The organism is Nitrobacter sp. 62-23 (assembly GCF_001897285.1).
Classification (GTDB): Bacteria; Pseudomonadota; Alphaproteobacteria; order Rhizobiales; family Xanthobacteraceae; genus Nitrobacter.
The window spans coordinates 1-22,492 of sequence record NZ_MKSM01000019.1; the positions used below are offsets into that span (position 1 = coordinate 1).

The 22,492-nt window shown below is 63.1% G+C and carries 23 protein-coding genes; 7 read left to right on the top strand and 16 right to left on the bottom strand.

Annotation, left to right across the window (positions count from 1 at the left end):
- Nucleotides 1-928 (bottom strand): TRAP transporter fused permease subunit (locus tag BGO16_RS02135; RefSeq protein ID WP_292616937.1); only part of this gene is annotated, 928 nt, incomplete at its 3' end.
- Nucleotides 929-1,077: 149 nt separating this feature from the next.
- Complete coding sequence (locus BGO16_RS02140) at nt 1,078-2,025, bottom strand: TAXI family TRAP transporter solute-binding subunit (protein ID WP_292616845.1); 948 nt, start codon at nt 2,023-2,025, stop codon at nt 1,078-1,080.
- Nucleotides 2,026-2,346: 321 nt separating this feature from the next.
- Here BGO16_RS02140 and BGO16_RS02145 point away from each other — a divergent pair, with 321 nt between their 5' ends.
- Nucleotides 2,347-3,633, top strand: coding sequence for a DUF4147 domain-containing protein (locus BGO16_RS02145; RefSeq protein ID WP_292616847.1), 1,287 nt, complete (start codon nt 2,347-2,349; stop codon nt 3,631-3,633).
- Between the two features lie 59 nt (nt 3,634-3,692).
- On the opposite strand, the gene BGO16_RS02150 is transcribed toward BGO16_RS02145, so the two are convergent.
- Nucleotides 3,693-4,280 (bottom strand): MarR family transcriptional regulator, encoded by a 588-nt coding sequence (locus BGO16_RS02150; protein WP_292616850.1) that lies wholly within the window; start codon nt 4,278-4,280, stop codon nt 3,693-3,695.
- Between the two features lie 67 nt (nt 4,281-4,347).
- On the opposite strand from BGO16_RS02150, the gene BGO16_RS02155 reads away from it, so the two are divergent.
- Nucleotides 4,348-5,091, top strand: coding sequence for a hypothetical protein (locus BGO16_RS02155; RefSeq protein WP_292616852.1), 744 nt, complete (start codon nt 4,348-4,350; stop codon nt 5,089-5,091).
- Between the two features lie 61 nt (nt 5,092-5,152).
- On the opposite strand, the gene BGO16_RS02160 is transcribed toward BGO16_RS02155, so the two are convergent.
- The 5 genes from BGO16_RS02160 to BGO16_RS02180 all read right to left on the bottom strand — a co-directional run bounded on the left by BGO16_RS02160 (nt 5,153) and on the right by BGO16_RS02180 (nt 9,040).
- Complete coding sequence (locus BGO16_RS02160) at nt 5,153-5,554, bottom strand: hypothetical protein (protein WP_292616855.1); 402 nt, start codon at nt 5,552-5,554, stop codon at nt 5,153-5,155.
- 140 nt (nt 5,555-5,694) lie between these two features.
- The gene (locus BGO16_RS02165; RefSeq protein WP_292616940.1) at nt 5,695-6,051 is read right to left on the bottom strand and encodes a DUF3307 domain-containing protein; all 357 of its coding nucleotides are present in this window, start codon (nt 6,049-6,051) and stop codon (nt 5,695-5,697) included.
- Nucleotides 6,052-6,355: 304 nt separating this feature from the next.
- Nucleotides 6,356-7,240, bottom strand: a complete 885-nt coding sequence (locus BGO16_RS02170) for a DUF6537 domain-containing protein (protein ID WP_292616857.1) — start codon at nt 7,238-7,240, stop codon at nt 6,356-6,358.
- Nucleotides 7,237-7,911: a cyclic nucleotide-binding domain-containing protein gene (locus BGO16_RS02175; protein ID WP_292616860.1), complete on the bottom strand. Its 675-nt coding sequence runs from the start codon at nt 7,909-7,911 to the stop codon at nt 7,237-7,239. The genes BGO16_RS02170 and BGO16_RS02175 overlap by 4 nt, the downstream gene beginning before the upstream one ends.
- 205 nt (nt 7,912-8,116) lie before the next feature.
- Nucleotides 8,117-9,040 (bottom strand): cytochrome c oxidase assembly protein, encoded by a 924-nt coding sequence (locus tag BGO16_RS02180; protein ID WP_292616862.1) that lies wholly within the window; start codon nt 9,038-9,040, stop codon nt 8,117-8,119.
- Nucleotides 9,041-9,402: 362 nt separating this feature from the next.
- Between BGO16_RS02180 and BGO16_RS02185 the strand changes: the two genes are divergently transcribed.
- Nucleotides 9,403-10,374 carry a sensor histidine kinase gene (locus BGO16_RS02185; RefSeq protein ID WP_292616864.1) on the top strand — a complete coding sequence of 324 codons (972 nt, stop codon included), beginning with the start codon at nt 9,403-9,405 and terminating at the stop codon, nt 10,372-10,374.
- 243 nt (nt 10,375-10,617) lie between these two features.
- Nucleotides 10,618-10,872, top strand: coding sequence for a PepSY domain-containing protein (locus BGO16_RS02190; protein ID WP_292616866.1), 255 nt, complete (start codon nt 10,618-10,620; stop codon nt 10,870-10,872).
- A 22-nt stretch (nt 10,873-10,894) separates the two neighbouring features.
- Here BGO16_RS02190 and BGO16_RS02195 read toward each other — a convergent pair whose 3' ends face one another.
- Nucleotides 10,895-12,112, bottom strand: a complete 1,218-nt coding sequence (locus BGO16_RS02195) for an NnrS family protein (RefSeq protein ID WP_292616868.1) — start codon at nt 12,110-12,112, stop codon at nt 10,895-10,897.
- 207 nt (nt 12,113-12,319) lie between these two features.
- A complete protein-coding gene (locus BGO16_RS02200; protein WP_292616873.1) occupies nt 12,320-12,736 on the bottom strand; it encodes a response regulator in 417 nt (138 codons plus the stop codon).
- 164 nt (nt 12,737-12,900) lie between these two features.
- Here BGO16_RS02200 and BGO16_RS02205 point away from each other — a divergent pair, with 164 nt between their 5' ends.
- Nucleotides 12,901-13,683: a helix-turn-helix domain-containing protein gene (locus BGO16_RS02205; RefSeq protein ID WP_292616876.1), complete on the top strand. Its 783-nt coding sequence runs from the start codon at nt 12,901-12,903 to the stop codon at nt 13,681-13,683.
- Nucleotides 13,684-13,965: 282 nt separating this feature from the next.
- A complete protein-coding gene (gene typA / locus BGO16_RS02210; protein ID WP_292616877.1) occupies nt 13,966-15,792 on the top strand; it encodes a translational GTPase TypA in 1,827 nt (608 codons plus the stop codon).
- 226 nt (nt 15,793-16,018) lie between these two features.
- Here the strand turns inward: typA and argF are convergent, their stop codons facing one another.
- Nucleotides 16,019-16,942, bottom strand: a complete 924-nt coding sequence (gene argF / locus BGO16_RS02215) for an ornithine carbamoyltransferase (RefSeq protein WP_292616880.1) — start codon at nt 16,940-16,942, stop codon at nt 16,019-16,021.
- Nucleotides 16,939-18,150 carry an aspartate aminotransferase family protein gene (locus tag BGO16_RS02220; protein WP_292616883.1) on the bottom strand — a complete coding sequence of 404 codons (1,212 nt, stop codon included), beginning with the start codon at nt 18,148-18,150 and terminating at the stop codon, nt 16,939-16,941. Before BGO16_RS02220 ends, argF begins: the two co-directional genes overlap by 4 nt.
- 452 nt (nt 18,151-18,602) lie before the next feature.
- Here BGO16_RS02220 and BGO16_RS02225 point away from each other — a divergent pair, with 452 nt between their 5' ends.
- Entirely contained in the window at nt 18,603-19,109 is a 507-nt protein-coding gene (locus BGO16_RS02225; RefSeq protein WP_292616885.1) for a GcrA family cell cycle regulator, read from the top strand.
- 195 nt (nt 19,110-19,304) lie between these two features.
- On the opposite strand, the gene phoB is transcribed toward BGO16_RS02225, so the two are convergent.
- From phoB to pstA, 4 genes are read right to left on the bottom strand one after another with little or no spacing between them, the layout of a single operon-like run.
- On the bottom strand, nt 19,305-20,009 hold the full coding sequence (gene phoB / locus BGO16_RS02230; RefSeq protein ID WP_292616888.1) for a phosphate regulon transcriptional regulator PhoB: 705 nt from the start codon (nt 20,007-20,009) through the stop codon (nt 19,305-19,307).
- 22 nt (nt 20,010-20,031) lie between these two features.
- Nucleotides 20,032-20,745 carry a phosphate signaling complex protein PhoU gene (gene phoU, locus BGO16_RS02235; RefSeq protein ID WP_292616891.1) on the bottom strand — a complete coding sequence of 238 codons (714 nt, stop codon included), beginning with the start codon at nt 20,743-20,745 and terminating at the stop codon, nt 20,032-20,034.
- A gap of 31 nt (nt 20,746-20,776) precedes the next feature.
- Nucleotides 20,777-21,598, bottom strand: a complete 822-nt coding sequence (pstB, locus tag BGO16_RS02240) for a phosphate ABC transporter ATP-binding protein PstB (protein ID WP_292616894.1) — start codon at nt 21,596-21,598, stop codon at nt 20,777-20,779.
- A complete protein-coding gene (gene pstA, locus BGO16_RS02245; protein ID WP_292616897.1) occupies nt 21,595-22,440 on the bottom strand; it encodes a phosphate ABC transporter permease PstA in 846 nt (281 codons plus the stop codon). The genes pstB and pstA overlap by 4 nt, the downstream gene beginning before the upstream one ends.
- Between the last annotated feature and the right edge of the window lie 52 nt (nt 22,441-22,492).

A 22,492-nucleotide genomic window follows, 5' to 3' on the forward strand; every position in this document is an offset into this window, starting at 1 on the left:
CGGAGTAATCGACGCCGAGCGTTTCCGCCATGATGAAGGCGACCGCGCCCATCACCGGCGGCATGATCTGCCCGCCCATCGAGGCGGTGGCTTCGACGCCCGCGGCGAACGCGCGGCGATAGCCGAACCTGATCATCAGCGGAATCGTGAACTGGCCGACCGTGACCACGTTCGCCACGCCGGAGCCCGAGATCGTTCCCATCAGGCCCGACGCGATCACCGCGACCTTTGCGGGGCCGCCGCGGGTGCGGCCGAACAGCCCGAGCGAGACGTCGGTGAAGAGCTGGATCATGCCGGCGCGTTCGAGGAACGAGCCGAACATGATGAACAGGAAGATGTAGGTCGCGGACACATAGATCGGAACGCCGTAGAACCCTTCAGTGCCGTAGGACAGATGCGTGATGATCTGATCGAAGGCATAGCCGCGATGATTGAAGGGCGCCGGAAGATATTGCCCGAAGAACCAGTAGACGATGCAGGCGCCGCACATCAGCGGCAGCGCGAGACCCATCAGCCTCCGCGTACCTTCAAAGATCAGCACGGCGAGCACGGTTCCGACCACCAGATCGAGCGTGGTGGGATCGCCGTCACGCAGGATCAGGTCGGCGTAGAAGATCCACTGGTAAAGGCCGCACAGAAATCCGATGCCGCCGATGAACCAGCCGGCCGCGCGGCCCGCATTGCTCTTCGCGGTGAAGTTGGCCACCAGCCCGAACGTCATCAGGATCAGGAAGCCGACATGGACGCCACGCACCACCTGGCTCGGGAGCACATTCCACGCCGCGATCACGATCTGGAAGGCGGCAAATGCAATGCCGATGGCATAAGCAAGGTGTCCCCAGCCGCCGGGACCGAACCCCGCGGGGAATCCGTGTTCGAAATTATCGAACTGCGTGACGGGCGCCGCGGCGGCTTGCGGCTGCGACATCTCGAATCTCTCGGCGGACATCGTGTCCGGTCCCTGTTTCAATCCTCCGACCGAATCCAAACGTTTCGACGAACTCCGCCGGCGGCAGATCTATCGATCACGCTCGCCGCGCCGTATCCGGAATAATGCCGGCCCATCGCTCAGCGACGCTACTTGATGAGTCCTTTTTCCTTGAAGTAGCGGATCGCGCCGGGATGCAGCGGAACCGGGCTATTCATCGCGGCGTTTTCCAGCTTGATGCCGCGCGCGGCCGAGTGCGCTGAAATCAGGTCGGGAAGCGATTCGTAAACCAGCTTCGTCATCTGGTAGGCGAGATCATCGGACACCGCCGAACTGGTGACGAGGTAATTGACGACGGCCGCGGTGGGGACGTCCTTGTCCTGCCCCTTGTAGGTGTTGGCCGGAATGATCGCCGCGACAAATGGCGGCCCGATCTTGTCGACGACCTCCTTCGGCACCGAGACCACGACGATGTCGTTCGAATTACTGAGATCCTTCAGCGAAGCGACGCCAAGACCGGCCGATTGCAGCGTCGCGGTGAGCTGCCTGTTCTTCATCAGGTCCACGGACTCGGCGAACGGCAGATACTCCACCTTGCCGAGATCGTTGTAATCCATGCCGGCCGCTTTCAGGATCGCCCGCGAGTTCAGCTCAGTTCCTGATTTCGGCGCGCCGACCGAGAGAGTCTTGCCCTTGAGATCGGCCAGCGTCTTGATGCCGCTGTCAGCAGTCGCAACGATCTGGATGTAGTTCGGATAGATCGCGCCGATGGTCCGCAGCTTGGTCAGCTTGGTCTTGAAACCGGCCTCGGCATCGCCTTCCCACGCCGCCTTCAGCGAGTCGCCGAGCGTGAAGGCGATCTCGCCACGCCCCTGCTCCAGCAGATTGAGATTCTCGACCGAGGCCTTGGTCGCCTGGACCTGGGTTTTCACGTTCGGGATCTTGTCGCTGTATATTTTGCCGATGGCGACGCCGAGCGGATAGTAAACGCCGGAGGTTCCCCCGGTCAGCACATTGATGAACTGCTGCGCGTGGGCGGCTGGGGCCGAAAGGAAGGCGACAGACAAGGCAACGGCAACGATGAATTTCGAACTCATCAGATTGTTCTCCCGCTTGCCCGGAAGAAAGTGACCGGGTGTCGCGACGCGGTCAACGTGGAACAGCCGAAGGTACGGCGAAAACCGCTTTAGACATTGGTATGAGTGAAGGCGCCGGCGAAGGCGTATGTGGATCGCGCGCGTATATACATCCGCCTCCATAAACTTCGGCCTGTCCTTGCGTGTCAGCGTTACACGTGCGGGGCAGTCCAATATTGTTCCGACGCCCAGACGGGTTTCCTCGCGGCCAAATCCGGCGGATAACGGACGCCCTGTTCGACCTGTCGTCCTTTTGAGCCAACCAAGCGCCAGATCCGAGCCATGTCCGAACAACGCAACCTGTTGCGCGCGATCTTCGACGCGGCCGTGGCCGCCGCTCATCCCGACAACATTCTCGATGCGCACCTGCCGCGCGCCCCGAAAGGCCGCGTGATCTGCCTTGCTGCGGGAAAAGCCGCGGCCGCCATGGCCGCGGTCGTGGAACGGCATTACCTCGATGCCGCGGGGCTCGACCCCGAACGTCTGGTTGGCGTGGCCACGACACGTCACGGCCACGGCGTGCCGACACGCCGCATCGCAGTGATCGAGGCCGGCCATCCCGTGCCCGACGAGGCGAGCCTGCGCGGCGCCGATCTCAGCTTGACGCTCGCGAGCAGCGCCACCGCCGACGATCTGCTGCTGGTGCTGCTGTCGGGAGGCGGGTCGGCCAACTGGATCGCGCCCGTCGACGGCGTGTCGCTCGCGCAGAAGCAGCAGGTCAACCGCGCCTTGCTCCGCTCCGGCGCGCCGATCGGCGACGTCAACACGGTGCGCAGGCATCTGTCGCGCATCAAGGGCGGGCGGCTGGCGCGGGCAGGACGATGCGCGGACATCGTGACGCTGGCGATATCGGACGTGCCGCGCGACGAACCGGCCGACATTGCCTCCGGCCCGACCGTGCCCGACCCGACCACGCTGGCCGACGCCCGCGCGCTGGTCGCAAAGTACAATCTCGCGCTCGACGCCGCCGTCATCCGCGCCCTCAACGATCCAGCCAATGAGAGTTGCAAGCCGGGCGACACCGCCTTTGCGCGCGCCCGCTTCGATATCATCGCACGCCCCGGCGCGTCGCTCGCCGCAGCCGTCAGGCTCGCGCGCGATGCCGGCTTTGAGGTGCTCGACCTCGGCGCCGATCTCGAGGGCGAGGCCCGCGATATCGCCGCGGATCATGCGAGAGTGGCGCTGAAGGCGCGCGCCGACGGACGGAAACTTGCGATCCTGTCAGGCGGCGAGCTTACGGTGACGGTGCGCGGCGATGGACGCGGCGGTCCCAACCAGGAATACGCGCTGTCACTGGTATCATGGCTCAAGGACACCCCCGGCATCTCGGCCTTGGCGGCCGACACCGACGGCGCCGACGGCGGCGCGGGCAGCGCGAACGATCCGGCGGGCGCCGTGATCGATGCCCGCACCTTTGCAACGATGCGCGCGCAACAACTCGATCCCGTCGCCTATCTCGCCAACAACGACGCCACCGCGTTTTTCACCGCCACCGGCGACCTGCTGCTGACCGGTCCGACGCTCACCAACGTCAACGACCTCCGCGTCATTCTGGTTGATGCCGCCTGATTGGCGAGGGGGCCGTTGGCGTCTTTGGTCCTCATGCGGGCGGCGCGCGAAGCGCCGGTTCAGGCCGCGGTTTCGTGCTCCTGACAGATCGCGCCGCTATCGGCATCAGAGAGCGGCTCGTCGAGCACGGCGCAATGATGCGGCGCGGCGCGACCCGGCACGGCATTGCAGCGAAAATGCCGGCAGGTGCGGCAGATGCCAAAGGCGCGACCGTTGTTGCGCGCGATCAGCGCCGAGAGGATGGCCTGCAACGTCGCCAGCAGTTCGCCGGCATCGCCGCCGGTTGCGACCGAGATGTCGTCTGCCAGTCGCCTCAGCGGATCGTCTCCCAACACGGCCTCGCCGCGCCGGGTCAGCGCCAATTCGACGGAGCGGCCGTCGCGTCGGCTGGCCTGCCGGGACGCCAGTCCCTTCTGCTCCAGCGCGATCAGGGTTTGGGAAATGGTGCCGCGTGTCGAGCCGGCATAATCGGCCAGCGCCGCCGGCGTGCGCGAAAAGCGGTTGGCGCGCGACAGGTAGCGCAACGCCTCCCACTGCGCGGGATTAAGGCCGGCAATGTTGACGCCGCTGCGGCTCAGCCGGTCGAGCCGGCCGATCAGATAGGCCGCCTCATGCGATGCAGATGATAGCGACTCGCTATTTTTCATTGACTCGATCCAGATTGTCAGTCACACAGATATGGTATCGACTCGATATTATCAATCGGAGTATTCCATGCCTTCATCGGTCATCAGGTTTTCCGCGGGAACGTTCGCCGCTGCGCTTATGCAAGGCGCACTGGCAACATCGTCCCTTGCCCACGACATCCACGCCAAGCCCGACGCAGCCGTGCCGCCAGCCTTCGACGTCACCAGCGCCTCCGCCTCAACCGATGGCCGGCTCGCCACCTTTGCCATGGAAGTCAGCGGCGACGCCGGTTCGCTGAAGCCGCAAAAGGTCGGCAAGCTCGCCGGCGCGAAGGTGGACGCCTATGTCTGGCCGACCAAGCTCGATCCCGCGGCGGTCGGATTTGCGAAGGGCTCGGGCATCCTGGCGCTGGCCATTACCGCGCACCCGGATTTCGACGATACGCCGCTGTTCGACGAAAACGGCGACGGCGACCCGACCAATGACGGCGCCGGCTGGCATTCGCACTGGGTGGTGCTGGCCAGCGACAAGGCCTGTGCTGGCGGCCTCAAGGTGCTGGACATCTCGCCGGGCCAGGACCTTATGCCGGCCACCGCCCCCGGCCTCCCGCTGGCGCTGGACAGCCCCGGCATGAGCCCCATCATCAAAGGCAAGACGGTACGCATCACCGTGCCGGTCAAGGGCGCGGAAAACGTCAACTTCGATGCCGTCGCCGCGCATCTGCAGGTCAACGAGACCGGCAAGGCGCCGCTTTTGTGCGTCACCGGCACCTACAAGGTTGCATCGGGCACCCTCACGCTGCCGGGCGTTATCGCGAAGGAAAAGAAATAGGCTTCGCAACCAGGCCGATTGCGAAGCAATGCCAGATTGATCATCGATGCGGCGGCGCGAGCTATGCGGGGATCAGCACCGCCTCATCGTCATCGATCTGGTCGTCAAGCGGAGCGAACGTGCTGAGCGGCCTGGTCGATAGCGTGATCGGCTTGCGTTGGCCGTGCGCGGCCGGCACCGCATGGGGTTGCCGGGCCTCACGCGACAGCGCGAACAGCGTGGAACCGACACGGCCGCCAAGCTGGATCAGATCACGCTCGGAGCAGCTCGAAGCGATCGACAGCGCCAGTCCGTGAAGGTGACTCCGCCGGTAGCAGAACAGTGCCAGCATCGCTCGTACATCCGGAGCAACGCTGGCGATGAGCTGCGGCAAGCCATGTTCGTTGGCACGATACATGGCGCCCAACAGATCATCCGTGACTGGACATATGTCGTTCTCGAAAGCGTCACGGCTGGACAACATGCGATACTCTCCTCAGATCATGAGGATGCAACGCAATTTCCTAACGAGAGGTTAACCACGCGGGCAAAGAGCGACCGGGCGGCCTTGCAATCCGGTTCCGAATCGGACGGCGGGCGTGGCGCGATTCGCGGAGCCGCCGATCACGCGTTGAACGCCATGACGATCGACAGCCCGAAGCCGGTGAGATGATGCAGCGCCTGATCGACGCCGATCAGCGTCCAGAACCACGGGTGCTGACGGTCCTGCGTCACATCGAACGTCGAGGAGATCAGACCCTTGGCACGATCCACGACGATATGGATCGCGAAATCAATAAAGGCGATGAACCAGAATCGCGGTGCGATGACGAGGATCAGCGCCAGCGCCAGCGCCAGATGCACGAGACAGTGCGCGAGCAACGGCAGTGCCCAGCCGGTCTTCTGATCCTTGCCGATCGCCATCCACGAATTTTGCAGCACGAAATCGGCGATCACGTGCTTGACGGTCAGCACGGCCATCCAGCCAGTCAGCGGACCGACCGCAATCGTCGACGACAATGAGGGAAGCAGCACCCGAACGCCCCTTGTTAGTGACACGGTTCTAGTGGAGTGAATTTGACATTCGCTACCCACTTTGCAGCGAACTTGTCAGGCGAATGTCAAATTCAAAACTCCACTAGAAACCTGATAGTTGCTAGTGGTCCTTTGATTCTAACATTTGCAGGAACTCCCTGCCGCAACGGGATGCAAATGTTAGAATCGGACCACTAGCATTCGCATCTGTCTCTTGCGAGCATCTTGGCAAATGTCGGACCCTGAAGAATCACGGCTCACGCGCCGCGCCGGCTGAAGCCCGCTCCCTGATACGCGCGATGACGCGCTCCAAGGTTTCCTGCCGCGGGTCCGAACTCACGGCTGCGCGGGCCTCTGTTATGGCGCCCGCCAGATCCGGACAGGACAATGCGCCGTCGAGCGTCGGCTTGATGAGATGATCGACGATCAAATTCCAGTCCCGCAGACTCCGCGCGTAACCATCGCCGTCCCCCCGCACCATCTCGGCCGTCGCGACCACCGTGGCGACCGCGGCAGGCTGCTTCGTCAGGCTGCGATCGATCATGTGCAGCCAGCGCTCGACCCAGACGCGCTCCGTGGCATAGCGGACAGAGGACAACCGCCATCGCTTGAACGAGGCTTCGATCCGCAGGCGACGCCGCCGCAAGCGGCTTGCCGCGCTGAACCGCATGGTCACCGGCAGATGCAGCCATCCCAAATACTTCAGTATCCGCAGCGCGTGATCAGCTACCTTTTTCGGCAGCAACGACACCAACTCATCGAGACGCAGCTTGCGGACATCGTCCGGTGCAACGCCCCGGCCCGCTTCGGCCTCGGCCAATTTAAGCTGCGCCATCCGGATCGCGTCATCATATGCCATGCGCACGACCATCAGCCGCGCGATCTCGGCGAACATCGCGTCATCGATATCGCGCCGACCGATAAAGCGCCTCAGCCGGGCGACGTAGAGCTGCGCGTAGCCCGGTCCCTGATAATCGATCAACCGGTTCACGGCTTCGGCCGCGACCTGTCTCACCGGGTCGGGCAGGCCCGCAGGCAGCATCGGAATCGCATCGTCGTCGTCGCCGAGGACATACGCAAAAATCGAACGGATAGCGGGACGAAGGCCGGCGGCTTTGGGAACGCCAAGGTTCATGCCAGCCCGGGAATCGCGGACGCCGGCGCTGTAGCCGCACGTTCCGCAAGCCGCTCCTCGAGCTTGCCGATGTTCTGAAACAGCCGCGCGCTGGCCAACCGCAGGAAGTAGAAACCGAATTCGGGATTCTGGACGTAAAGCTCCTCCACCTGGCGATAGCTGACGCTGAGCACCGTGCCGCTTTCGACGCATTCGAGCGACTGGGTACGCTCATTGGTGGGCGAAAGCATGCCGAGTTCACCGACGATGGCGCCGAGCGGAAGCTCGATGCCCGACTCCACCAGGCGATAGCGGCCGCTGACGATGTAGAGCATCGTCTCGGCTTTCTCGTTCTTGTAGAACAGCATTTCGCCGGCCTTGCATTTGCGTTCGGTCATGAAGGGTTTCAGCCAATCCATGGACAGGTCGCTGTTCACGGATTTCTTCACATTGCGTACGAGCTGCAACATCTGGTGCAACCGGTAGCCGTTAAGACAGAACAGCACGGCGTGAAGCCCGAATTGCAGGACGCTGTGAAAAGGGATCGCGGTGATCATCAGCACGAGATTCGTCAGCATGCCGAAGACACGCAGCGGGATCATGGTCTTCATGGTGTAGGTGGCGACCACGAAAACCGAGGCGGCCAGACTGCCGACGGTTCCGACGTGTTCGGCTAAATGTGATATGTCCATGGCGATCCAGCCGATTTCCTGATGGTGATGACGTTCGCGGCGATCTTCAGTCGGCCCCGCCGTCGGGGCGTCGTCGTGATATACACCGAATCATGTTCAGCTTTCCGGTAAAAGCGGCGTCCTGCCGGCGCGCAGCCGCCATCCCTCCCCATGGACGGGGCGGAGCATAATCGGCGCGTTGGGTGCGCTTCCGTTCGAAACCGACCTAGAATTCTCCGCCCGGCGCGGCCTTGTTCGAGCCAGTTCGATCGCTTTTTTGGCCAACGGACTGCAGATAGGCGACCAGATCATGACGTGAGGGCGCATCGAGCACGCGCACGGGCATGCGTGCTCCAGGCACGAATTTCTTCGGATCGGCCAGCCAACGATCCAGATTATCCCCGGACCAGACCAGGCGGGCGTTCTGAAGCGCCGGCGAGTAATGATAGCCGGGGACAGTGCCAGCCCTGCGGCCCACCACGCCGCCCAGCAGGGGACCTGTCTTGTTGGCATCCAGCTCGTGACATGCCGTGCATCGTTCGCTGAAAAGCTGCTTGCCGTGAACCGGATCGGGCGGCGCATTGGGCAAGAAGCGCGCGAGGTTCTTGCTTTGCGACGGATTCACCGACCGAAGAAGCGTGTAGCTGAGTGTGATCGTATTGACAGCGTGGTTGTCCGGATCATCGGCGAAGGCCGGATCGACGAAAAAGACAACCGGCATCTCGATCTTCTGATGTGGATCGAGGCGCTCTTCGTTGAAGCAGAAGCACTGAATTTTATTGAAATAGGGCCCGCTGGTATTCGGCGTGACATTGTAGGTCGCGTGGCTGACGATCGATTCGCTGCCCAGATTCTCGGCCGTGAAGAAAACCATCTTCTGCTCGCCGAGATGAACCGTCACGGCACGTTGCTCCGGCTCGAACCGCCACGGCAAGTCCGACGCGACGTTGGTATCGAACACAACGGTAACGGTCTTTTTGGAGGTGACGGCCGGATCCGCATAGGCCCGATGCGTCGTTCCTCCATATCCCGTCGCGCTGCAGAACACGCGATATATTTTCGGCGAGTAGGCGACGAGTCCGATCATAACGCCGAGCGCCGCGAACGCGGGCAGGAGGACGTTCAGATGCTTCCGGTAGCTCGGTTTCATGTCGATCTCTCCACGTCGGCGTCTCCGCGAGGTCCCCGGCAGGGATTGACGCAACCCAAGCCTCCCCCGCGGAATGCGGGCACATTAATGCAAAACGAGATATCGTCGGCGCATTCGCCCGTGGATTGACAAACTTGTGATCTCATTCGAATTAGACGATCATGTCGCTCATATCGAGAGCACGAACCAACGCAGGTTCGGTACGATTAAACCCGCGACAGAAAAGTGCATTCCACGACCGGCTTTGAGCTAAACTGCATGATGCGACGTTCGCTTCGGAACAAGGTCCCGACTGACGGAGCAGATGCGTTCTCGCGTCACTGATATCTTTAGCACCGTGGCGACATGCAATCGGGAGCCTGATGGCGAAGTGGATCGAGGAATTCCGGCACGGATGGCAGGGCGTCTCCGAGCCTCCGGCGATTCTGGGCTTCGGACTCGCGGCGGTCTGCCTGACGCTCTCAACCGCGTTCCGGTTCGGAATTTCGCTGCTACGTCCCGACGTGCCTTACAGCCCCTATCTTCCCGCAGTGTTCGTCGCCGCGGCGTTCGGCGGAGAACGGGCCGGAATTGCCGCCGCGATCGGCGGCGCGGTTCTCGGTCTCATGTTGGATTTCGGCGGAGCGGCGCAGGGGCTGGCAGCGGCGGTTCTCATCGTGGTCTATTCCATCGTCGCGGCGCTCGTCATCCTTGGCGTACGACGCCACCGTTCGCTGGTGGCCCACCATCGCGAACTCACAAGCCGCCTCGGCAAGGAACAGCGCTACCGCGAACTCGTGGTGGAGGAGCTTCAACACCGGCTCAGGAACAAACTCGCCACCATCCATTCGGTCATCAGGCAGGCACTTCACGACTATCCAGCCGCCTGGAACAGGGTCGACAGCCGCATGCGCGCGCTGTCGGCGACCGATGACCTGATCGCAAACACGGACGGTCGCGGCTGTGACATCATCGACCTGCTGCGGCTGGAGCTTGGCCCCTACGGCAACGTCCGCTTTACCCTGAACGGCGATCCCCTGTTCCTGCCGGCCAAACTTGCGGTCAGCCTGGCGCTGGTGTTTCACGAGCTCGCCACCAACGCCGCCAAATACGGCGCATTCTCCACACCCCATGGCCTGCTCCATGTGTCGTGGACGGTCACCAATAACATCCTGTCGATTGTCTGGGACGAATCGGGCGGGCCGATCATCACTGCACCGGGCAAGCCCGGATTCGGAACGCATCTTCTAGATGCCGGCCTGCGCGCGTTTGACGGAAAATCGGAGATCGCGCTTCTCGGCACCGGGCTGCATTGCATGATGCAGTGCCGGATTGAACCTGCCGCCGACCGATAACAGCGTCCGCGTTCGTTCAACGACTGTCCGCGACAACTGCCGGAATGATCCGCCCGTGCGTGATCGCGTGCATGGCATGCGTCTGCCACGGATGCCTTCCGTCCGCCGGGAAAACGCCTGGAAAACGCCGCAGAGCCCCGCAGTCATAAGTTTGTCGCGGAACGCAACGCAAGGCCGCCGGTTCTATCGGTGTTGCGCGCATGATGGCGCGACGGATCGACGACCTCGACGAGGACTTATCCCATGCGAAATTACATTCTGTCCCTTGCTGCCGCTGCCGCACTCGGCGTGACGGCTCCCGCGGCGGCCTATGATTCCGGCAGCCTTCTGTCGATGCAGGATGCTCTCGCCGTCGCGACGGACATCGGGGTTGTCACCGTCTCCGACGTCGAGTTCGCCGGCTACGAGTGGCAGATCGAAGGACGCGATCTGTCCGGCCGTTATATGGAAGTCGACGTCGATGCCGCCACCGGCGAGGTGTTGAACGTCGACCGGTGATCAGGCAGCGAAGTCGGCGACGTCATCCGCCATTTCGGTCGGCGTCCACACGGGGCGCCAGCAGCATCGGTCCATATCGCAGGGTGAACAGGCCGAAGGCGCCGATCCATAGCCCTGCTGAAATCTCGATCAGCACGGGCAGCGATCCAATCGCGGCGGCCGCAACGCGCGCGGCTGCGGCAAGGATCACAAGCAGATAGATCAGCGCGGTGGTCCTGTCCGCAGTGAGCGCGCGGCCGGTATGGCCGAGCGTCACGCGCGTCATCACGCCGAGGGTCATGGCGCCGATGGCGCCGGCGGTCAATGCGTGTGTCGCCGCGGCCTCCGGCACATGAAAGACCGACATCGACGTGCCCAGCATGGAAGCGCCCAAGAGAGCCGCGCCGATGACGACCCAGAGATATCCGGCATGAAGAATGCTCAACAGTGGTTCAGGCAAGGTGGCGTTGCCACGCCAGCGCGCAAGCCGCCACAGATTGAGCGCCGCGGCGACAACCAGAAGCCCGCCGACAGGCGACAGCTCCGGAAAAAAGGCCCAGCCAATCATTCCCGCATGCAGCGCCGCGAGCGCGACGACATCGACCGGGCCATGCTTGGCCGGAAGAACCGCCGCCCCGCGCTTCGTCAGCCAGTTGCGCGTGAATACCGGGATGATCCGCCCGCCGACAATGGAAATCAGAACGACCACCGCCGTCAAGGCGAGGCGCCATCCAAGGCCCGCGGGCACGGAGAAACCTGCAAGTTCCAGATACATCAGAAGATCGGCGATCCCAAGAAATGCGACCGGAAGCGGCATGGGCATGTTGCGCCAGTTGCGGCCGGCGATGATCTCGCGGGCGCAGACCGCGCAGAGCACGAATGGAAAGGCAACATCCGTTGCCGCCGCCAGCCAGAACGGCATCGATGCCGAAACCAGACAAGCGAGGCGACCCGCGAGCCATAACGCCGCCAGCGCGGCAAGCGGCCTGCCGCTGACCGGCGCGCGGCCGGTCCAGTTCGGAATCGCGGTCAACAGAAAGCCGGCGATCGCCGCCATGACGAAGCCGAACAGCATTTCGTGAATATGCCACGTCAGCGGATCGAAGCGGCTGGGCAGCGCGATGCCCATCGTGAGCATGACGATCCATCCGGCAAGCGCAGCCGCCGACCACACGCCGGCCAGCAGGAAAAACGGTCTGAAGGCCATCGTCCAGAGCGCCAACGGCCTGCTTCTGACATTCTCCACCGCTGGCATGGCCATGAGCACCTCCTCATCGTTGCGCTCGATCATACCAGTTTCTCGGCGCGTCGGATCGGTGACCGCGGGGAATGGCACCCTCGCTACCGCTGCATAAGATTGCACGGGCGCAAAAATCCCAGGGAGCGGTCCGGACATGTGGCAAGGCAAGACCGCATCGAACTTGCGCGACCTCGCAAGGTCATAACCTTGCAGGCCGCCGGACCCGACTCAATGCGTATCGTCTTGCGCCGCTGTTTGCCAGTTTGACAAAACCGCGAACAATTCGTCGCGGACGCACGGTTTTGAGAGCCTGGGCCGACGGGAATATTCCGGCGGAAAGGCTTTGTCACCGCTATAGCCGGTCACGAAGGCAAACGGGATTTTTCGGGCGGCCAGCAGCTTGGCGACCGCAAAGCTTTTTTCCTGGGACAGCCCGACGTCGAGAAGGGCGAAGTCGGGGGAACATTCGGCAATCATCGCCAGCGCCTGCGCAACGCTGGAGGCAACCCGGACCTGCGTCACGCCGAATTCCTCGACCGTCTGCTCAAGGTCGAGCGCGATGATGGCGTCATCCTCGACGATCAGGACGTCGTCGGGGAGACCGGCTGCCGCCGCCGCCAAAGCGCCAGGAACGCTGGGCTTCATGAATCTGATCCGATAATGGCTGAAAATTTTCCTGAACTCCGATGAGGACATCCCATCTCGGTTTCACGCCGGGAACCGACCATACCGCTCTCGACTTGTCTGTTCACTTTTGAACACAACTCGACAGCCACTTTGGTTAGGGTCGGAGAACAGGGAGACTCAGCATGGCCGCGCCGCAGCATTCGCAGGCGAACGAGGATCGCCCGTTCAATAACCTCCTGCGCAGGCTCAGCGAGGCCGATTACAGGCTGATCGAGCCCTGTCTCATCGCCATCACCGCGGAAAGCGACGATCTGCTCTACAATCCCGGCGACAACGTCGAAACCGTCCACTTTCCCTGCGCAGCGAGTCTCACGTCCTTTCTTGTTCCCAACGAAGACGGCCGCGATGCCGAAACCATTCTGGTCGGACGGGAAGGCGCCGTCGGCGGCATCGTCAGCCACGGCTTTCTGCCGGCTTATACGCGGATCACGGTGAAGGTCGGCGGCCCCTTCGTGCGGTTGCGCATCGCCGCTCTGGAGGCCGCGCAGGCAAAATCACAGTCGCTGCGCAATCTGTTCTCGCGCTATGCCGACTGCATGCTGGCGCAGGTTTTTCAGTCCACCGCCTGCAACGCCATCCACTCGATCGAGCAGCGCACGGCCAAGTGGATTCTGGCGGCGAGAGAGCGGACCGACAGCGACCTCGTGCCGCTCACCCACGAGCAACTCTCGACCATGCTGGGCGTCGGCCGCAGCTATGCCAGCCGCGTGATCCAGACTTTCAAGGCCGAGGGCGTTCTGGAGACACGGCGCGGCGCTATCCTGGTGCGGAACCGGGAGGCGCTGACTGCCCGCGCCTGCCTCTGCAACGACGCGGTCAAAAGCCATTTCGAGGAGGTTTTGCGCGGAGTTTACCCGACTGAAGACGCCCCACCTGCTCAGGAAGCCGTGGCACCGGCAAAATGAGCGCCAAAACCGGCACAGGCGCATTGTTTTTTGACGATTTCCGGCTATATAGCGTCGCAGCGAAAAAGCCGGAGCCGCAATCTGCGCGGTTCGCATCCATCCGGCGTTCCCGACAGCAAGTGGCGCCAATGACCTGGCCGGAAGCGACCAAATCCTGACCGCTTTTGCCGCGTGAACCGATCACGCCGCGCCCTTTTCCCATGACCCTTCCCAGGATGAGACCGCCGCCCGAAACCCGGGCGAAGCGCGGTTTTCCCCGATCAACGAGAAGAACCATTTCCGATGAATCTCCGCAACGTCGCCATTATCGCCCACGTCGACCACGGCAAGACCACTCTCGTCGACCGCCTGCTGCAGCAGTCCGGCACCTTTCGCGAAAACCAGAAAGTCGCCGAGCGCGCCATGGATTCCAATGACCTCGAACGCGAGCGCGGCATCACCATCCTGGCCAAGGCGGCCTCGGTGCAATGGAAGGACATCCGCATCAATATCGTCGATACGCCGGGCCACGCCGACTTCGGCGGCGAGGTCGAGCGCATCCTCAACATGGTGGACGGCGCGCTGGTGCTGGTGGATGCAGCAGAAGGCCCGTTGCCGCAGACCAAATTCGTGGTGTCGAAAGCGCTGAAGGTTGGCCTGAAGCCGATCGTCGTCATCAACAAGGTGGATCGCCCGGACGCGCGTCCGACTGAGGTCATCAACGAGGTGTTCGACCTGTTCGCCGCACTCGACGCCAGCGACGAACAGCTCGACTTTCCGATCCTGTACGGTTCGGCCAAGCAGGGCTGGATGGCAGCAAGCGCAGAAGGACCGCAGGACGCCGGCATGCAGCCGCTGTTCGACCTGATCGTGCGACACGTCCCGCCGCCGCAGGTGGAGGATGGACCGTTCCGCATGATCGGAACGATCATCGAGGCCAACCCCTATCTTGGCCGCATCATCACCGGCCGCATCACCTCGGGCGCGATCAAGCCGAACCAGAGCATCAAGGTGCTGGCGCGGGACGGCAAGCTGATCGAACAGGGGCGCATCTCGAAAATCCTTGCCTTTCGCGGCCTGGAACGCACGCCGCTCGACGAGGCGGAAGCCGGGGACATCGTCGCCATCGCAGGATTGACCAAGGGGACCGTCGCCGACACCTTCTGCGATCCCGTTGTCGAGACGCCGATGCCGGCGCAGCCGATCGATCCGCCGACCGTTTCCATGACCTTCATGGTCAACAATTCGCCCCTCGCCGGCACCGAGGGGACCAAGGTGACGAGCCGCATGATCCGCGACCGGCTGCTGCGCGAGGCGGAGGGCAATGTCGCGCTACGCGTGAGCGAGGCCGCCGACAAGGACTCGATGGAAGTCTCCGGCCGCGGTGAATTGCAGCTCGCGATCCTGATCGAGACCATGCGCCGCGAAGGCTTCGAACTCTCGGTCTCACGTCCGCGCGTCGTGCTGCGCAAGGACGAGGCGACCGGCGAATGGCTGGAGCCGGTCGAGGAAGTCGTGATCGACGTCGACGAGGAGCATTCCGGCATCGTCGTGCAGAAGATGAGCGAGCGCAAGGCCGAGATGACGGAAATGAAGCCGTCCGGCGGCAACCGGCTGCGGCTGGTGTTCTACGCGCCGACCCGCGGCCTGATCGGCTATCAGGGCGAACTGCTCACCGATACCCGCGGCACCGCCATCATGAACCGGTTGTTCCACGGCTACGCTCCATACAAGGGCGATATCCAGGGCCGCCGCAACGGCGTGCTGATTTCCAACGACCAGGGCGAGGCAGTGGCCTACGCGATGTTCAAGCTGGAAGATCGCGGCCCGATGATGATCGAGCCGGGATGGAAGGTCTATCGCGGCATGATCGTCGGCGAGCACACCCGCGACAACGACCTTGAGATCAATGTGCTCAAGGGCAAGCAGCTCACAAACATCCGCACCACGTCGAAAGATGAGGCGGTGCGGCTGACGCCGCCGATCCGGATGACGCTGGAAAAGGCGCTGGCCTATATCGAGGATGACGAACTGGTGGAAGTGACGCCGAAGTCGATCCGCCTGCGCAAGAAGCACCTCGACCCCAATGAGCGCAAGCGCGCCGAGAAGACCCGGGACCTGGTGGCGTAAGCATTTCGAGCGAAGTGGATACCGGTTCGCGTCAAGAAAACGCGTCAAAATCAAAATCACAGAGCCCGCTTCTGATTCCATCAGAAGCTGTGGCTCTGGCGTGCGGGCGATCATCGCTTCGCGAGCGGCCTGCAGCTCTCGCGGAGTTCATCATCGGGCGGCGCCTTGCGCCGGCCCGTTGGCTCGCAACGACACTTTAAAAAACGCCGCGAGAGCCGAAGCGCGATTATCCCCTCGCGAGACACCAGGCCAGAATGCCCTTCTGGGCATGCATGCGATTTTCCGCCTCGTCGAACACCACAGACTGCGGTCCGTCGATCACCTCGTCGGTGACCTCGTCGCCGCGATGCGCCGGCAGGCAATGCATGAACAGCGCGTCCGGGCTGGCGAGCCCCATCAGCTTTGAATTCACCTGATAGGGCCGAAGCAGGTTGTGGCGGTGCTCGCCGTCCTTATCGCCCATCGACACCCAGGTATCGGTGACGATGCAATCCGCGCCGCGCACCGCCGCTTCGGGATCGGTGCCGAGCCTGATCGACGCCCCGCTCGACCGGATCCAGTCCTTCAGCAGCTTGTTCGGCGCAAGCTCCGGCGGGGTGGCGATGTTGAGGTTGAAGCTGAAGCGCTCCGCTGCGTGCGCCCACGACGCCAGCACGTTATTGTCGTCACCGGTCCACGCCACGGTGCGGCCCTCGATCGGCCCGCGATGCTCCTCGAACGTCATCACGTCGGCCATCACCTGACAGGGATGCGAGCGCCGGGTCAGTCCGTTGATGACGGGCACGGTGGCGTGCGCGGCCAGTTCCGTCAGCGCATCGTGGCTGAGGATGCGGATCATGATGATGTCGACGAAGCGCGACAGCACCCGCGCGGTATCGGCGATGGTCTCGCCGCGCCCGAGTTGCATTTCGGCCCCGGTCAGCATGATCGCCTCGCCGCCGAGCTGGCGCATGCCGACGTCGAACGACACGCGGGTGCGCGTCGATGGCTTGTCGAAGATCATCGCCAGCGTCTTGCCGTCGAGCGGCTTGTCGGCGGTCCGGCCTTCCTTGCGCTGCTTCTTCATCGCCACGCTGGCGTCGAGGATCGCGCGCAGTTCCGACGTCGGCACGTCGAACAAGTCGAGAAAATGACGCGGCGTCTTGCTCATTGCGCCGCTTCCTTCTTTGCGCGTGCGCCGGAAAGCCGGGCGCAGGCCCGCTCCAGCCGCAGCACCGCCTCATCAATCTCGGTTTCACCGACGATCAGCGGCGGCAGCAAACGCACGACGTTGTCCCCGGCGCCGACCGTCAAAAGTTTTTCCTCGCGCAGCGCGCCGACCAGATCGCCCGACGGCACCACCGCCTTGAGGCCGATGAGAAGTCCCTCGCCACGCACCTCGCTCAGCACATCAGGATGGCGGTCGACGACCGAGGCCAGCTTCTGTTTCAAGAGCAGCGACATCTTCCGCGTCCGCTCGAGGAATCCGGGCTCGAGCATCACGTCGAGCACGGCGTTGGCGGCCGCGACCGCCAGCGGATTGCCGCCGAAGGTCGAGCCATGCGAGCCCGGCGTCATACCGGAGGCAGCTTCCGCAGTCGCCAGACAGGCGCCGATCGGAAAGCCGCCGCCGAGCGCCTTCGCCAGCGACATCACGTCCGGCGTGACGCCGATGCGCTTGTAAGCGAAAAGCTCGCCGGTGCGGCCCATGCCGGTCTGCACCTCGTCGAACACGAGCAGCAGGCCGTGCTCGTCGCAAAGCTGACGCAAGCCCCGGAAAAACGCATGGGACGGCTCGCGCACGCCGCCTTCGCCCTGCAGCGGCTCGATCAGGATGCCGGCGGTCGCGGGACCGATCGCCTTTTTCACCGCATCGATATCGTCGAGCGGCACCTGGTCGAAGCCGTCCGCCGGAGGACCGTATCCCTCAAGATATTTCGCCGATCCGGTGGCGGCCAGCGCCGCCAGCGTGCGGCCATGGAAGGCGCCCTCGAACGTGACCATGCGATAACGTTCCGGATGCTCCCTGGAGGCATGATAGCGACGCACCACCTTGATGGCGCACTCCACCGCCTCGGCGCCGGAATTAGCGAAGAAGACGAAATCGGCGAAGCTCTGTTCACACAGCCGCGCCGCCAACCGCTCGCCATCCGGCGACTTGAACAGGTTCGAGACGTGCCAGAGCTTTGCCGCCTGCGCCTGAAGCGCGGCGACCAGATGCGGGTGACAATGGCCGAGCGCGTTCACCGCAACACCGCTGGTGAAATCGAGATAGCGTCCGCCGTCGGAACCGAGCAGCCACGCGCCCTCGCCGCTCTCGAATGAGAGATCGGCCCTTGCGAAAACGGGCAACAGATGAGACGCAGCGGCTGTGGTCATGACGGTTTGCCGGTTGATGATGGGAGCGGATTGATCCGATCGCGCTGTGCGATCGATCAACTGTCGGCCCCGGAAACGAAACGTGCCGCCTTTCCGGGCGGCACGTGAGGGTTATTCTAGGTGCGCAGCGGTCACTGTCAATATTTCCCTTGCGCGGCGGTGATGCGTGAAAGTCGCATAAAGAGCCGATTTTCCGATTTTCTTGCAGAACATGTGGACGCTGCCGGGCCGGACTCTTGCGCGTGAGTCACGCCATATTGTAGCGTTAGAGCCGTCGGATACGACATCTCGTGCGGCGTTTTTGATCCTCGTAAGGTCCCTGTTCTCAGCGTAAGCGCCCGGGCGATTTTTCCGCCCGGCGAGGGCTAAGGGATTCTGCCCACACGGGTTTTCACGGGGACGCTTTCAGGTGCCGCTTAGCGCAGGCACGCGTGACACAGGGGAAACGTGCGATGACGGTGATAACCTGGACCGACGACCGCGTCGAACAGTTGAAGAAGCTTTGGGAGGCAGGTCTCTCCGCGAGTCAGATCGCCGCCGAACTCGGCAACGTGACGCGCAATGCGGTGATCGGCAAGGTGCACCGGCTTGGCCTGTCGGGCCGCGCCAAAAGCCCTTCGTCAACGGTTCCACGGCCGCGCAAGGCCCGCCCGGCCCAGCACATGATGCGGGTGTCGCGCCCGGTGTCCCGCGGCAACACTGCGCTCGCGCACGCTTTTGAGGTCGAACTCGAACCGGATCCGGTCGCCTACGACAACGTGGTGCCGATGAGCCAGCGGCTGTCGCTGCTCGAACTCAGCGAAGCCACCTGCCACTGGCCGGTCGGTGATCCCTCCAGTCCGGAGTTCTTCTTCTGCGGCGGCAAGGCGCTCTCCGGCCTGCCCTACTGCGCGCACCACTCGCGCATCGCCTATCAGCCCGCCGCAGATCGCCGCCGACCCTCGACGAAAGCCCGATAAACGCGGCTTGCATGATGACGTCCTTGCGAACCCAGGGACACCTTGCAACTTCAAGGCGCGCGTCCCCCGCGTTCGCAGGAGCGACAGCGGTTGTTTAAGTCCTTCACCGTTTCATAGAAACGATAAAGGACTCTGGCTTCTTGATCTGACGCGTTTTCGTCACGCGAACCGGTACCCACTTCGCTCGAAAACGCTCTATTCAGCCGCCTTCGCGAACTGCTCGTCCAGCGCGTAGCCAGCGCCGCGCACCGTGCGGATCGGATCCGGCTCGCCATCGGGATTGAGCAGCTTGCGCAGCCGGCCGATGTGAACGTCCACGGTGCGCTCGTCGATGTAGATGTCGCGGCCCCAGACACTGTCGAGCAGTTGCTCGCGACTGAACACCCGACCGGGATGCTCAAGGAAAAATTCCAGCAGACGATACTCGGTCGGACCGAGATCGACCTGCCGGCCGGAACGCCGGACGCGGTGCTTGTCGCGATCGAGTTCGATGTCGCCGAAGCTCAGGATCGTTGCAACCCGCTCCGGACTTGCACGCCTCAGCAGGCTTTTGAGCCGCGCCAAAAACTCCGGCACCGAGAACGGCTTGACGACATAGTCGTCGGCGCCCGTCGCAAGTCCCCGCACACGCTCGCTCTCCTCGCCGCGGGCGGTCAGCATGATGATCGGAAGCTGCCTGGTCTCGGGGCGCGCCCGCAGGCGGCGGCACAGTTCGATGCCGGACAACCCCGGCAGCATCCAGTCCAGCACCACGAGGTCGGGGATGCGCTCCTTCAGCCACGTATCGGCTTCGTCGCCGCGCGCCACCGCTTCGACCTCGTAGCCCTCGGCCTCGAGGTTGTAGCGCAACAGCGTCGTCAGCGCCTCCTCGTCCTCGACAACCAGAATGCGTGCAGCCATTGGTGTCCCGCCTGCCGTCGTTTCAGTTTCCAGGAACCGACGCAAATCCCGTCATATCGCCTTTGGGACGCTTGTCGAGCATCTGCTGGCCCTCGATCATGTAGAAAACGGTCTCCGCGATATTGGTGGCGTGATCCCCGATCCGCTCGATGTTCTTGGCGCAGAACATCAGATGGATGCAGAACCCGATATTGCGCGGGTCTTCCATCATGTAGGTCAGGAGTTCGCGGAACAAAGAGGTGCAGATGGCATCCACCTCCTCGTCCCCCTTCCAGACCGCCATCGCCGACGGCAGGTCGTGCGCCGCATAGGCGTCGAGCACCGACTTGACCTGGGACTGCACGAGGTCGGTCATGTGCTCCAGACCGCGGATCAGCTTCAGGGGATGGAAATCGCTGTCGAGCGCGACCACGCGCTTGCCGATGTTCTTGGCGAGATCGCCGATCCGCTCAAGATCGATGGCGACCCGCATGGCGCCGACGATCGCGCGCAGGTCCACCGCCATCGGTTGCCGCCGCGCGATGGTGCGCACGGCACGCTCCTCGATCATGCGCTGCAATTGATCAATCTCGACGTCGGTGTCGACGACGCGCGCGCCGAGCGCGGCATCGCGGCGGATCAGCGCATCGACGGACTCGACGATCTGCCGCTCGGCCAAACCGCCCATCTCGGAAACCAGCCGCGTCAGCTCCTGCAGATCGTCATCGAAAGCCCTGGCGGTGTGCTCGAAAGCCATTTCAATTCTCCCCGCGCATGCGCGCGTAACGTCAGCCGAAGCGGCCTGTGATGTAATCCTGGGTGCGGCGGTCAGCGGGCGAGGTGAAAAGCTTGTTGGTCGGTCCGAATTCGACCATCTCGCCGAGATACATGAAGGCGGTGGAATCGGAGACGCGCGCCGCCTGCTGCATGTTATGGGTGACGATCGCGATGGTGTAGTGATCCTTGAGTTCGTCGATCAGCTCCTCGACCTTGGCGGTGGAGATCGGATCAAGCGCCGAGCACGGCTCGTCGAACAGGATCACCTCAGGCCGCACCGCAACCGTCCGCGCGATGCACAATCGCTGCTGCTGACCGCCGGAAAGGCTGAGCCCGCTGGCGTTGAGCTTGTCCTTGACCTCGTTCCACAGAGCGCTGTTGCGCAGCGCCCTTTCGACCCGGCCATCCATCTCCGATTTCGGCAGTTTCTCATACAGGCGGATGCCGAACGCGATGTTTTCATAGATCGTCATGGGGAACGGCGTCGGCTTCTGAAACACCATGCCGACCCGCGCACGCAGGAGATTGAGATCGAGCCTGGAGTCGAGAATGTTAGCGTTGTCCAGAAGCACCTGACCTTCGACGCGCTGGCCGGGATAGAGATCGTACATGCGGTTGAAGATGCGAAGCAGAGTCGATTTGCCGCAACCCGAAGGACCGATGAAGGCAGTCACGCGGTTGGCGGCGATCGACAGGTTGATGTTCTTCAGCGCATGGTGCTGGCCGTAATAGAAATTGAGGTTGCGGACGGCGATCTTGGCCGGAGCGTCGAGATCGATCAACGACGCCGGAGCGGTCGCGCGCGTGGAGATGGCAGCGGAAACGTCGGTCATTTTGCGGTCCTCTCAGAGCCGATCAACCTCGCACCGATATTCAGCGCCAGCACGGCCAGCGTGATCAGCAGCGCGCCGCTCCACGCCAACTGCTTCCAGTAGGCGTAGGGACTCTGCACGAAGTTGTTGATGGTGACAGGAAGGTTCGCGATCGTGTGAGTCAGGTCCACGCTGAAAAACTGGTTGCTCAGCGCGGTGAAGAGCAGAGGCGCGGTCTCGCCGGCGACGCGCGCGGTCGCGAGCAGCACGCCGGTGATCAGTCCCGCCCGCGCCGCGCGATAGGCGATGCGCCTGATGACGAGCGAGCGCGGCAGACCGAGCGCGGAGGCCGCCTCGCGCAACGGATTCGGCACCAGCATCAGCATGTCTTCCGTGGTGCGAACCACGACCGGAATGACGATCACCGCGAGCGCGAGCGAACCCGCGAGCGCCGAGAAACCTCCCATCGGCACCACGACCGCGCCATAGATGAACAGGCCGATGATGATCGAAGGCGCGCTGAGAAGGATGTCGTTGATGAAGCGGATCACCGGCGAGAGGCGATCGTGCCTGCCGTATTCGGCAAGATAGGTGCCCGCAAACATGCCGACCGGCGCGCCGACGCCGACGCCGATCACGGTCATGATGAGGGAGCCGACGATGGCGTTCGAGAGACCCCCTTCGGACGCGCCGGGCGGCGGCGTGTTCTGCGTGAATATCTGCCAGCTCATGCCGGCCAGGCCATTGTAGAACAGCGTAAACAGGATGAGCGCGAGCCAGGTGACGCCGAAAGCGGCGGCGGCAAAGCATAAGGCGCGGACGACGATGTCCCGGCGGCGGCGGGACGCATAAATCGGATTCATGATTTCACCCGTACAGGCACGATCTCTGAACAAGCGAAGTCGTTTGTCCGGA